We start from the raw sequence: 11,747 nt of genomic DNA, 5'->3' as shown, positions 1-11,747 counted from the left end.
TTTTATTGAATTTTAGCGTTTTCGCGTGAAGTATTAATTTTTTTGGTACGTTCTTTCAAAGTCTGAATTTCATCATCTCCAATTAAGGCGTATGAAATTATACCGCTATCTAAATGATTATTTAAGCGCGTTAATTGCTCCAATAACATTGGTGAATCATTATTTACAAATGTTTCTGATTCGTCTGGCTCATCATAATCAGTTCCTGATGATGTTGGTGGCGCTACATGACCGCCATCAAAATACCCTGGTCCTTTTATTCGTTCTTGCTCTAAAAATTGAATAGTTGGTGCGTATCGTGGGTTATCGTTCATCCATTTTGGTGCAACCCATTCGCCAACGTGAACTGGTCCTGTTACGCCATCTTGTCCATCGTGGTATAATGCTTTACTTCCTGTATGACCACCTTCAAAATACCCTTTTGTGTCAGTTTTTTTTATAACTCCAACCGCTTTTAAACCACTTGAAACTGTTGTTGCTGTTGCTAAAACTTTTGATGCAGTATTAAATGGTTCAGGTAAAACGGCTGGAGCTTTCCAAACTTCAGTAACACCTTGCCAAGTATTAATAGTTGCCTGCGCAATTGCTGCTGCTTTTCCTGCTGCTGTATGTTCACCTAATAATTGCGCTATATTACCAAACATAGCACCATAGGCTTGCATCCGTTCTTTTAACGTTGCCTTTTCTTGAGTACTGGCTTGTTTATCTGCTTTTGTTTTTTCTTTTTGAAAAGTAGTTTCAACTTTTGTTTTTTCAAGACCAAACTTCTTTTTTATCGCTGCAATTTCTGCTTCAGTAGCCCCTGCGAGTTTCGCTTTTTTTAATGCAGCTGCTTCGGCAATTTTTATTTCTTCATCTGCAATCCATCTTGTTTTGTCGAGTAGTATCTGAATGCGTTGTTCTTCAGTTTCAGCAGCTAAGGCATCTCTATCAAATTTTTGCGTTTCTTCTTCAATTCGATTTTCATCTTCAATAAGTTTCAGTCGCTCTTTAAAGATAGCGTCATTTGCTATCTGAAGCTCTTCTTTTTCAATTCGCTGAAATTCATCAAGCTCTTTTATTTTCGCTTCTCTTTCTGTTTTTTGTGCTAACGTTAAATTTGTTTTATCAGCTTCTGAAAGGATGAATCTTTCTTTTAAAGTTGCATATTTTTGATCTACTGCTAAAAGCTCTTTGTCAATACCTGTTTTTGATGCTAAAAGCCTTGATTTTTTTTGCTTGGCAATAATTGTATTAAGCTCTTTTTCACCATTATCAAATATTTTATTTCGCTCTTTTAAAAGTTCCTTCTCTTTATCTAAACTTTTTTGAGTTATCGTTGTTTTTTTAGTATTTAGATTTGTTACTACTGGAGTAACTATATCTTCAGAATTTTTAATTTCTCCAGCTCCTGTTTTAGAATCAAAGTGTTCTTTTATAATCTTGTTTCTTGCTTTTTTACTAACTTCATCTATCTTTTTACCTATTTTATCATAAGCATCAGAAGCACCTGTTGCCGCATCTTTTATGGAACTATTAAAATTTCCTACTTCGGCTCGAACTCCTTTAAGGTCTAAATTCTTTAAAGATTCCCAAGCGTTCCCTAAATGCTTAAACGCATCTAAAATATTGCCAACCGCTGTAATTAATATTTTTTTAGTTTCATCAAATCGCATAGGAATTGCCTTAAACGAAATCATCATATCAGAAAACCCTAATTTTTGCGTTAAAAACCAATCTTGAAAATAACTAACAACAGCTCCTACTGATTTATAAAAAAATGTTTTTGTTTTAGTCCATACAATAGTTACATCGTTTGAAAACTTAGCATAATCATCTGATTTTAAAGCTTCATCTTGTGCTTGTTTCAATTCTAAATGAGCATCAGACAATCTTTTTGTTTCTAACTGAACAGGTGTTAACGCTTTAGCTTGTTCATTTAACGCTTTATTAAAAACTTCTAATACTTTTTTAGCACCTCCAATATCTTCACCCGCAGATTTAAAAATATCCGCAGTTAATTTTGCGTACTGCTGTTGATCTAAACTTGCGGTAGATGCTTGTTTAGAAATTAAAGCAATAGCATCTTTTGTACTAATAGCTCCTGATTTAACTTTTTTGAATAAACTACTTGTAAATTTATCCCCGAAAGCACCCGTTAAAGCTTCTTTTGCTGATTTAGATTGTTCGGTTAATGCTGTATCAACCTCGTGAATAGCATCAATAAATTTATCTTTATATAAGTCTTCTGAATAAGCGTTGTTTATTAAGGCTACAGTTTCTTTAGCTGTAAAACCTGCCTTTTTTTGAATTGCTGAAAACTCAACGATAGAGTCGTTAAATTCATCATTTGCCGTTGCACCTCTTACGTAACTATCTTCAATTAAATCAAAAGCTTCTTTGTATGAAATTCCAAACCCTTTTACTAATGACCTTGCTGTCTCTATGTTTTCTTCAAAAGTACTTTTACCAAATATTTCAGTTAAAGCTTGTGCTTTTACTCGAACAGCATCTAATTCTTTACCTACTAAACTCGTAATACTATTTACCGTTAAGTTAGCTTTTGCCGCTTCTTCATTATAGTTCGCCCATTCTTTAGTGGCAGCTGCAACACCTATAAGAGTAGCTATTGCAGCACCTATCGGTGTAGCTATAAAAGCCCAAGCCGCCTTTGCCATTCCTTTTATATTACCAGTAATTCCTTTTAAACCAGAACTTACTGCGTCAAAATCACCAGATAAAATACCATCAAATAAATCATTCCAATGTCCTTTAGCTTCTTGAAGTGAAATATTTGTCCCATTAATTTCATCTTTAATCGATTGATAATGCTCCCTTGCTTTTTTAAGCTCCTCGGATTTTTTAATAAATTCTTCGGTCCCTGGTGTTAATTTCTTTAAATCTCGATTAAGTTTACCGACTTCCGCGCCAATACCATTTAAAGTATTTTTTACTTTTTTTCCATTGATAACAATATCAATATCCCAAACTCCTTTTTTCTTATACGCCATTATTTTATATCGATATTAGCACCGTTAAAAGCAATAGGAATTTCTTTCATCCTAAGTTTTCCTATTTCATTAAATAAATACTCAAAAGCTCCAGAGTTCTCAATTCCTTCGGTTATAAATGATTTTCCTTGCATCATCATTCGATGTTCTTTTACGGTATAGAACAATTTTGATTTTTCGTTATGACGGGTGTGCCCTGTTCGTTCATCATTAACACCGTGCTGAAGTATATAACCGTATCTAGCCATTCTGGTACTAATTCTAAACAAACGCAATTCACCCATTACAGGTTTTGTTTTTATAGATTTTTCTAACTTATGAGTATCTATTAATCCGTAGGCACGTAATTGTTGAGTAATACGACTTTGCACCATCTTAGACGCAACATTACCAATATGTTGTTCTTGCTGTTTTATCGCTTCATAATCGACTTTATTACTCATTTGGCTTTTAATTTATTGCAATTTAAGTGCGTGCGTTTTTTTAAAATAGGACACAAAAAAAACACTCAATAAGAGAGTTTTTTTTGTGTTTAAAATTGCTAAACAATAATGTATATTTGCTAAATGCGTCAAAATAAAGAAGTAACCGTCAGTAATCGAAGAAAAAAAGAAGCGTATTGGTATCGGTATATTCGGTATATGTTAAAATGTTTATTGCTGATATTTATACCAAACGACCATTAAATAAAAAACCACTCGTAATTGAGTGGTTTTTTTGTGGTTTTTAAAATAAGTTCAACAAGTTCAACATAATTTTCAAGATTAAAAGCTACATAAATAACTAAAAAACAAGGTTTAAAGATAATTTATTAAATCTACGGAACTGTTGAACTCGAAAAACATATATTTATGACATATCATTCCATTTAGACGCATCAGGAATTTTACAAACTTGATTTTTTAATGCAAATTCACACCGATAACCATATAAAGCATCTATAAAAATGGGGCCTATCTTGTAAAAGCGAAAAGAACCTTCTTCAACACGGCCGTACAACCAGTTTCTATTTCCATCAGCATCTTTAATATTGGTTGCATCGTGTAAAATTCTTGTTTCAATATCAAAGCAAATATTCTGGCAACGGTTTAAAACCTCGTTTTGCGCATCGTATTCGTTGGCATTTCCTGTTCTTGTATTTGGCTTGTCTAAAACAGTAAACGCTACAATATTATTATGCGAACGTTGCGTGTTATTTCCTGAAGTTTGCACTTCTACAGCGTCAATTAATTTAACAGGTAAATCAATACCACTTCTTAAATTACCTGTAAATTCCGTGACATTCCATCGGTATTTGGATGCAATATCAATATTAGCATCTGCCAAATTTTCTAAATAATCCGTAATCACTTTAAAATCTATTCTAGCCATTTGGTTGGGCTTTTAATTGTTCTTCAAATTCGCTTAAAAAGACATAAATATTAGTGCTAATGGTTTCTTGATGTGTCCCGAATTTCTTTCCAGACAGATGCAATGCTAATTTCCCGAAACCGCTCGAATTTGGCATTTTAGGGTTTTTTGTAGTAGATTTAGGAAATACAATTGGAAATTGCGAATATAAATGTTCACGGCAACCTTGATAAGTTACTAATATTGCATAAAATATATTTTTATCAATTTTAGAAATGTGTTTTACATCAGCATCTAAAGTTGTTTTATCGAAAAAAATACGCTTTCCGCCCTTGTCTTTAACTCGATACAAAACGGCAGTTAAATAATGTAAAAACTCTATGTTTTGCGTTCGCATCCATCCTAAATATAAATCTTCGGCGTGCGAAAATTCATCAACCGTTAAATTGTTTATGCGATCACCTGGAGCGTAAAAAGTTTTATTTTTCGCTTTAAATGATTTTATAAAATTAGTGCGTTTTTGATTTTCATAAATAAAAGAATAATGCTTCTTCAATTCTGATAAACTAACATTTCTTAAAACAATACGTGCTGTTTTCTTTTTCAGGAAATTCCACCATCGGATATTTAAAAGTGTAAAAAATATTCTAACCTCGGTTAATTTACTTTGGTTTAAATACATAATACTAGCTATTTTTTTTAATTGATAATCGGATAATTCATTCCAAGACGTTGGAATATTTATAGTTTTTTTCATATAATATCAATTAATAAGCACTCCACAACATTTGACAAAACCCCCTCGAATTCAATAAAATGTTGCTTCATGCTTATTTGTTTATTTTACAGTGCCAATCCAAAGGCAAATGCACTTGTTGTTATTAGAATTATTTCCAAAACTGATAATTTCGGACGTTTTTTAACTTTTACAATATCTTTATTTAGATTGTTAATTTTATCTAAATGAAGCTTTTCTAATTCCTGCAAACTATCATTTCTTTTCAGCAACTTTAAATTGCTTTTAGAAAAATCATCAACTTTTAATTGCAAATCTCGATAGCTTCCTTTTAAGCTGTCGCAATTGACTAAATCTTTCACCATAAAATCAAAGGCTCGAACTGAAATTGCAATTTTATTTTGATTCGTATTTTGAGATAACAGCGTTGCGTTGCCTATCAGAAATACTAGAATTATTAATAAGTTCTTCATCTTTTTTGCGTTTAGTTTCTATTTTATTTTTGTCGATTCTAAGCCGTGAAACGTTCTTTTTAATTTGCTTTGTGTTTCTTGATTTAATCGCTTTTAAGCTATCGACTTGCACCGTTAATCTTTCCTTTTCACTTTCGATTTTTGAAACGTATTTATGTTTATAAATCCCAAATAATGATTTATAATATATCATCAAAAGCACTAATAAAACAATGAAAATCGACTGTATTTTACCAATCCAATTTTGATTTTTCCAAAAAGTAGCGACTATCCAATTTAGTATCATATCAAATAGTCTTTAGGATTAATTAAAACACCATCTTTATACATTTCTACGTGCAAGTGATTAAGCATTAAATCTTGCCCTTTTTTCTTGTTTTTATTGTGATACTTAGCCACATTTTCGGCATATCCAACACGTTGCCCTGCACAAACTACTTCGCCTACTTTTACACAAGCTTCCAAATAGCAAAGTCTTATTCTAAATAAATCGTTGGTAACTTCTACATATCGCAAATGTGATGCTTTCGGCGAATTGTACATATACCCAACTTTTGTAACTGTTCCGTTAATCATGGAAGTTACACTTTCATTAGGAACGGAAATAATATCGTGTCCTTTATGAAATCTTTGTTTGCCATTTCGCCAACCTCTTTTTGCTCCAAAATGACCGAATCCTGTTGGGTCGTTTCCTCTGTCGATTATTGTTTTTAGCGGGCTATTCATTTGTTCCTGTTTTTAATTTAGATTTCACAAAAACAGAAATAAACGCAATTAGCTGTTCTATTTCGGTTAAAATATCTTTTGAAAAAACACCTGATATAGAACAAGCAACGAATATTACTTCATCGGTTGCGTTTAGGTAATTTCGAAGTAAAACACCTACGCAAAAACCAATAAACGCCGATATAAATAACACACCAAGAAACGCTCTAAAACTCATCGTATTTCTGATGCGATGTACAATAGCGCCAATTAAACCAGCAATAATATACTCTGCATTGTTGTTTACGAATTTTACTAAATAATCTTTCATTTTTTTTTTCTTTTGATGATTTTGTTATTGCTTTAGTACGTAGGTTGTGTGTGTGTCTTTACGCCACCACCAATCTGTTGGATTCGGTATTACCTCGTTTAAAATATCTAATTGATTTTGATTTACGTAGATTGTTGTTAGCGAGTTAGCGGCAGAATCAAATGTAATTAAATCAACACTCTTAGAGACATCTACACTACCTGTTAGTTGGTTAAAAGATATATACAAGTAAACTAAATTAACGCTCTTAGAAACATCTATAGTTGTTAGCAGGTTGTTATTACAACTTAAATGAGTCAATATAACATTCTTAGTTACATCTAAAACTGTTACTTCCGACCGTATGCAATGAAACCTAGTCAAACCCTTACTAGATTTAACAATAACCGTTTCACTTCCTGTGTTACTGCTAAAATCAATAATAGGTGTATTAAACGCACTCATTATAGGTTGAGTATAAACATTACCTAAAGCATACCATTTAACAGGGCTTTGACTTTCTACAGAACTAACACTCCAATCACTCGCATTACTCGTAGTAACCATAGTAATTTCCTGCATTCCATATCTTCTACTACTTGCCATTCCCATAATTACGCACGTATTAATTGACCGCAAACGAAATACTCATTTGCTCCTGTTTTTGTAATTTCTACCATTGAATTTTGCCCATCAAATTCGAGCGTATCATTTATATTGCACAATTCAGTTACCGTTCCTGATCTAGCTACTTTGCACGTTCCTATTCCTTTGTAGAAATACTGCGCTTTGTCGCCAATTCGTGGGAATGATGCGGTGTTTAAGATAATTTCAGTATTTGCGTTATCTAACGGTACGATATTACCAACATCCGAAGCTTTTGCCGTGTAGCTTGTTACTGATGATGTTGGTTTTACGGTTTGTTTTGGTTGCACGTTTTCTAGAAGTGCTATTTCTTTGAAGCCGTTAGCTCCCTCAGCTCCATAACCTTGTAAGAAGTATCTGTCTTTTCCCGACCATTTGAATATAGAGAAGCTTTTGTACTGAGAACTTAAATCTGATATTGTTTTGCAGTTAAAGTGTGTTATAGCGCCATAGTAATGAGGGTATTTACTATTTCCATCTGGAAATGATACTTCAAGATTACTGATTGAATAAACATCTTTATCAAAAGTGGCCATAGCGGTATCTAAATCAAAGCCTCCTTTACTGACCACAAAATCACTAGCATTTTTACCTTCTAAAGTTTTTGCGTTGATTTGTAAAATATCAATATTTTTTTTTGATAAATTTTCTTCCGTAAATATTTTTTTAAACCCCCTCGAAGTACCGTCTAAATCATAAAACTGTACATATAAATCATTAGATAATGTTCCTTTCCATAAGCTGAAACTTCTCAGTTGACTTTCTGAAGTTCCTGTGTCAGTTCCAAAATTAAAATGGGCAGTCGCACCATTTAACTCAGGAAATCCAACAGAACCATCTCCATTTGTTATTAATGTAATACCTTCAGGTAAATCTCTATCCCAAATTCCCTCAGCTTTTAGTTGATTGAAAGCATTATTAGAATGAATGAACTTCGAATCTATGTAATTTCGAGAATAAAAGGTTCTATTCACAAGGTCTTTTGTAGGGTATCGGTCATCGTGGTTATGGTTCAAAAGACCAATATTCTTTTGGGCAATTTTTTGTTGTTCTTCGGATAAATTTTGAAATACAACATAGCTCACTTTATTAGCAATTGACGCGACTAAAGCGTTATCCGCTGTGGTCATTTCGGATAACAATTCTTGAATAGAATTAATTTCAACATCTGGATTATTTAGCAATATCTGAACAACTTCATTCATAGATGTTAGAATAGCGTTATCAACATCTGTTTTAGAATAAGTCGTTGCTGAATTGGCGTAATATTCTGGCGGGTGGTTGCCAAGTTTACCAGCGTTTAATGCGTTTTTTGCCGTTTCGTTTACGCCAAGTTTGGCATTAATAAAATCATCTATTTGATAGATTCTGTAATATCTGTCGTCGTGGTTATGAGTATTATAACCTGTCTTTAAAGATTCTAAATTATCTATACTCCACCTCAATAACTCACGTAGATAAACGTCATTAGCTATCAATATGCGCATATTAGTTCGTAAACCTGCTCCTTTGCGGTCATTTGGTTCAATACCTGTATTTATTTCTTTTGTAAATGCCATTTAATCAATCTATATCACAGGTTATATCTTCTCTATCACAGGTAATTATCTCTGAGTCTGTTTTGAAAAAAGAAGTTATCTTTTTTCTTGCAACCTGATAAAACTCACTAAAAATCCTAATCATTTTTCTTTCTATTATTCATCAAATATATAATTGATACAGATTTCAAAATAGGACAGGTTTTAAACACCGACAATTCCTTTTGTTGTGGTGATTTTCAAATGCTTCATTACAGCCTTAATTTCGAACTCAGGAAAAAGAGCTGTATTATCTAAAATAACTTCTTTTGCCATTTTCAAATACTCTTCGCCTGCTACTTGTTTATTTCTTTTCGTTCGGGTTAAAAAGTCATTTACTTTTAGATTGACATTTGTTACCGATTTCTCGTAAGGTAACACGTCGAATTTCATGTGCATTCCTCGTGCATCTAAAACAAACATCCCATTATCTACTGTTTTCATAACTGTAAACGCTACAATTGCTTGCTGCAAATATTCTTTTACTTCTTTTCGCTCCTGGATGGTTTGATTGCTTTTCAAATCGTCTAGTAATTTTTTACCGATTACAGGTTTTATAAACTGATCTTCAACAATTCGAATCGTCGGCATCATTGCTATAAAAGTTTGACGGCTATTAAAAATGTAATAGTATTTATTGAATACGCTAGTTCTATTCACTAACAACTCTTTGTAAACTGTGTAATAATCAGAATTGAACCAATCGAGGAATTTATCCGCATATTGCTCCATATAATCTAATAAATCATCCAAAGCTTCATGCGCAGACTTCTTAAAAGACCGCTGTAATTCTTTAAATTTTTTATCCGAAGCTTGTTTTGCCTTATCCGATTCGACTACTAAAATACCCGCATCGGAAATTTGAACAGCTCCAATAGGTAAGTATAAATAATACCCGAAATTAGCAACAGCATCTTGTGCTAATTTCTGAGCGTATATCAATACAGGGTCGGTTAATTCCTGTTCAAAAACAGATATTTGCCCCACTCCTATTAAAGGTTTTAATAAATTACGTTCTGCTTTTAATAAATAAGGTTCTAGGTTTTCAATATCCACCGATCCATTCACCCGAATGAAATCACGAAGCTTTTCTGTTGTTTTAATTATCATATTTGCGCTGCTTTTTGTGTTCCTGTTGGATTTTTATCTAAAGTTGTTAGTACAGTATCTTCGAAAGCTCCTGTTATCGCAGGGTCCCAACCGTTATAATCTTGAATAAATTCGAATATCTCTAAAGTAGTTTCACGATCAGATTTCTTCAAAGCTGATAAAATCAACCAAGCTTCTCTCTTATCAGAACCTGAACCTGCACCTAAACCACCAGGGATACCCGCACCTATTAATGACGGGTCAACACCTGCAGCTGTTAAAGCTGCCTGAACACCTGCAGCGGTATCATCTAAATAAGCGCCATCTTTATTTGAATTTCCTATTTCCGTAATCTTTAAACCTGGCTGTGGAACACCGTTATCATCTTTGTAGATTATAGACATGATTGATTTACCTCCATTTTCTACACCTCGTAGAGCTTTGTCTAAATTCTCTACAAAATCAGTCTTGATACTTTCGCGCTTATCTGGAGTAAATGACTGCCAATCCTCTTTATATTGGCGTTCAAAATATTCTTCGTACACTTCAATACTGTAGTTGATGTTTATTTTATCTTCCAAAAATGCTTTTTTAAACTTCGGTATTGAATTGATGATATCCAACCAACCACTACTTTCTATTGATTGCCATTCAGGGTCAGGGTAATAACCGTTATTGATTAACGGATAACCGACAGTTCTAATGAAATTATGAATATTATGCTTTCGGCAATACTCTTTAACCTCTATTGCGGACAAATTGCTATCAATTAAAGTAATTTTATCTACATATTTTGATGCAACATCAACACCTTCCGCCCATTTAGACGAAACATATACATTGTTTATTTTGCGATTTTTTTCACTCATTATCTCAAAGCGAGAATCGGCGGTAAATTGCCGTTTTACTTTATTAATTTTCTTGAAATCATTTGACAAAAGGTATTCAGGGAAGGCGAGTTCCCAGTATTCTAAATCAGCGATAATTTCTTTAAAAAAACGCTTCATATTATTTCGCTTAAAAAAGGCATGAACATCCTTTAATTCATGTAAGCATTGTTGCTTAATTTCTCTTTTACCGTCTTTATTGGTTTCTTTAACCAAAATAAGCCCAGAACCATAATGTGCTTTTCGGTTCACTCTTAAACCTGAACGAAGTGATCCAGCTGGTCTTGTTTTTTTTATTAATTGCTGCGGATAGTCATTATTTGCACCCCATGATGCAACCATTCCTGAAGTATTTTCAGACTCTACTAAAACACTTGTTACTGTAGCGTCTGCTGTTTTTTTAGCAAATGAAACAACGGCTTTTGTCGTACCTCCTGCTATAGCGAAATCGCCTTGAAATATTACACTCATATTAGTATATTACGTTTTGACCGTTAATTGAAATTATTAATCGGATGTGAATCTTTTTAATTTCGCCATTTTGAAGCTCTAAATTTCGAGTTCTATTCGTGAAATGATTAGCGTTTTTTTTGTTTCCCTCAGCTGATTGAACAGCTTTTATTAACGAACCTTTTGTTGATACGTTAATTTTAGGCCTTAATCTTTTAACTTGGGAATACTCGTATAAATGACCACCTGTTTTAGAATTTCGCTGCAAGGACCTGAAAGTAATATCAAAAGGAAACGCATTTCCTTCTTTATCTTTTTGATTCATAACCGCAAGCGCTTCTTTTAGTGATATTTCTTTCATAATGCTAAATTCAGACAACAGCGACTTTTAAAATAGGACAGCTTTTTATTTAGCAGGTTTAGTCTCGTAAAAGGGTAGATTTGTACCTAAAACACACTATTTCGAACCGATTACGGATAAAAACAGTGTGTTTTAGGTGTTTTTTTACGCGATAATCTCATTCTTAAAGACGAA

13 protein-coding genes are annotated in these 11,747 nt (G+C 33.0%); all 13 read right to left on the bottom strand.

Going from position 1 to position 11,747, the window contains the following annotated elements:
- Nucleotides 1-2 precede the first annotated feature (2 nt).
- Nucleotides 3-2,990 carry a phage tail tape measure protein gene (locus tag L0U72_RS02735; protein ID WP_233898362.1) on the bottom strand — a complete coding sequence of 996 codons (2,988 nt, stop codon included), beginning with the start codon at nucleotides 2,988-2,990 and terminating at the stop codon, nucleotides 3-5.
- Nucleotides 2,990-3,433 (bottom strand): hypothetical protein, encoded by a 444-nt coding sequence (locus L0U72_RS02730; protein WP_233898361.1) that lies wholly within the window; start codon nucleotides 3,431-3,433, stop codon nucleotides 2,990-2,992. Before L0U72_RS02730 ends, L0U72_RS02735 begins: the two co-directional genes overlap by 1 nt.
- A gap of 406 nt (nucleotides 3,434-3,839) precedes the next feature.
- A complete protein-coding gene (locus L0U72_RS02725; protein WP_233898360.1) occupies nucleotides 3,840-4,361 on the bottom strand; it encodes a hypothetical protein in 522 nt (173 codons plus the stop codon).
- Nucleotides 4,354-5,097: a hypothetical protein gene (locus L0U72_RS02720; protein WP_233898359.1), complete on the bottom strand. Its 744-nt coding sequence runs from the start codon at nucleotides 5,095-5,097 to the stop codon at nucleotides 4,354-4,356. The genes L0U72_RS02725 and L0U72_RS02720 overlap by 8 nt, the downstream gene beginning before the upstream one ends.
- Nucleotides 5,098-5,183: 86 nt before the next feature.
- The gene (locus tag L0U72_RS02715; RefSeq protein WP_233898358.1) at nucleotides 5,184-5,549 is read right to left on the bottom strand and encodes a hypothetical protein; all 366 of its coding nucleotides are present in this window, start codon (nucleotides 5,547-5,549) and stop codon (nucleotides 5,184-5,186) included.
- The gene (locus L0U72_RS02710; RefSeq protein WP_233898357.1) at nucleotides 5,473-5,835 is read right to left on the bottom strand and encodes a hypothetical protein; all 363 of its coding nucleotides are present in this window, start codon (nucleotides 5,833-5,835) and stop codon (nucleotides 5,473-5,475) included. Before L0U72_RS02710 ends, L0U72_RS02715 begins: the two co-directional genes overlap by 77 nt.
- Nucleotides 5,832-6,275, bottom strand: a complete 444-nt coding sequence (locus L0U72_RS02705; protein WP_233898356.1) for a M23 family metallopeptidase — start codon at nucleotides 6,273-6,275, stop codon at nucleotides 5,832-5,834. Before L0U72_RS02705 ends, L0U72_RS02710 begins: the two co-directional genes overlap by 4 nt.
- The gene (locus L0U72_RS02700) at nucleotides 6,268-6,585 is read right to left on the bottom strand and encodes a hypothetical protein (protein ID WP_232118698.1); all 318 of its coding nucleotides are present in this window, start codon (nucleotides 6,583-6,585) and stop codon (nucleotides 6,268-6,270) included. The genes L0U72_RS02705 and L0U72_RS02700 overlap by 8 nt, the downstream gene beginning before the upstream one ends.
- 24 nt (nucleotides 6,586-6,609) lie before the next feature.
- Nucleotides 6,610-7,176, bottom strand: a complete 567-nt coding sequence (locus L0U72_RS02695; protein ID WP_233898355.1) for a leucine-rich repeat domain-containing protein — start codon at nucleotides 7,174-7,176, stop codon at nucleotides 6,610-6,612.
- Between the two features lie 2 nt (nucleotides 7,177-7,178).
- Entirely contained in the window at nucleotides 7,179-8,768 is a 1,590-nt protein-coding gene (locus tag L0U72_RS02690) for a cupredoxin domain-containing protein (protein WP_233898354.1), read from the bottom strand.
- A 183-nt stretch (nucleotides 8,769-8,951) separates the two neighbouring features.
- Nucleotides 8,952-9,896 carry a DUF6712 family protein gene (locus L0U72_RS02685; protein WP_233898353.1) on the bottom strand — a complete coding sequence of 315 codons (945 nt, stop codon included), beginning with the start codon at nucleotides 9,894-9,896 and terminating at the stop codon, nucleotides 8,952-8,954.
- Complete coding sequence (locus L0U72_RS02680; protein ID WP_233898352.1) at nucleotides 9,893-11,233, bottom strand: hypothetical protein; 1,341 nt, start codon at nucleotides 11,231-11,233, stop codon at nucleotides 9,893-9,895. The genes L0U72_RS02685 and L0U72_RS02680 overlap by 4 nt, the downstream gene beginning before the upstream one ends.
- A 1-nt stretch (nucleotide 11,234) precedes the next feature.
- On the bottom strand, nucleotides 11,235-11,573 hold the full coding sequence (locus L0U72_RS02675; protein ID WP_233898351.1) for a hypothetical protein: 339 nt from the start codon (nucleotides 11,571-11,573) through the stop codon (nucleotides 11,235-11,237).
- Nucleotides 11,574-11,747: the final 174 nt, after the last annotated feature.

This window comes from Tenacibaculum piscium (assembly GCF_021390755.1).
GTDB classification, from domain to species: Bacteria; Bacteroidota; Bacteroidia; order Flavobacteriales; family Flavobacteriaceae; genus Polaribacter; species Polaribacter piscius.
Note: the sequence above shows the minus strand (reverse complement) of the source record. Positions and strands in the feature narration are given on the sequence as shown.

Coding starts and splice junctions, on each gene's coding strand:
- L0U72_RS02715 (WP_233898358.1), bottom strand. CDS start 5,549: ATGAAGAACTTATTAATAATTCTAGTATTTCTGATAGGCAACGCAACG.
- L0U72_RS02730 (WP_233898361.1), bottom strand. CDS start 3,433: ATGAGTAATAAAGTCGATTATGAAGCGATAAAACAGCAAGAACAACAT.
- L0U72_RS02695 (WP_233898355.1), bottom strand. CDS start 7,176: ATGGGAATGGCAAGTAGTAGAAGATATGGAATGCAGGAAATTACTATG.
- L0U72_RS02710 (WP_233898357.1), bottom strand. CDS start 5,835: ATGATACTAAATTGGATAGTCGCTACTTTTTGGAAAAATCAAAATTGG.
- L0U72_RS02735 (WP_233898362.1), bottom strand. CDS start 2,990: ATGGCGTATAAGAAAAAAGGAGTTTGGGATATTGATATTGTTATCAAT.
- L0U72_RS02685 (WP_233898353.1), bottom strand. CDS start 9,896: ATGATAATTAAAACAACAGAAAAGCTTCGTGATTTCATTCGGGTGAAT.
- L0U72_RS02725 (WP_233898360.1), bottom strand. CDS start 4,361: ATGGCTAGAATAGATTTTAAAGTGATTACGGATTATTTAGAAAATTTG.
- L0U72_RS02700 (WP_232118698.1), bottom strand. CDS start 6,585: ATGAAAGATTATTTAGTAAAATTCGTAAACAACAATGCAGAGTATATT.
- L0U72_RS02705 (WP_233898356.1), bottom strand. CDS start 6,275: ATGAATAGCCCGCTAAAAACAATAATCGACAGAGGAAACGACCCAACA.
- L0U72_RS02680 (WP_233898352.1), bottom strand. CDS start 11,233: ATGAGTGTAATATTTCAAGGCGATTTCGCTATAGCAGGAGGTACGACA.
- L0U72_RS02690 (WP_233898354.1), bottom strand. CDS start 8,768: ATGGCATTTACAAAAGAAATAAATACAGGTATTGAACCAAATGACCGC.
- L0U72_RS02675 (WP_233898351.1), bottom strand. CDS start 11,573: ATGAAAGAAATATCACTAAAAGAAGCGCTTGCGGTTATGAATCAAAAA.
- L0U72_RS02720 (WP_233898359.1), bottom strand. CDS start 5,097: ATGAAAAAAACTATAAATATTCCAACGTCTTGGAATGAATTATCCGAT.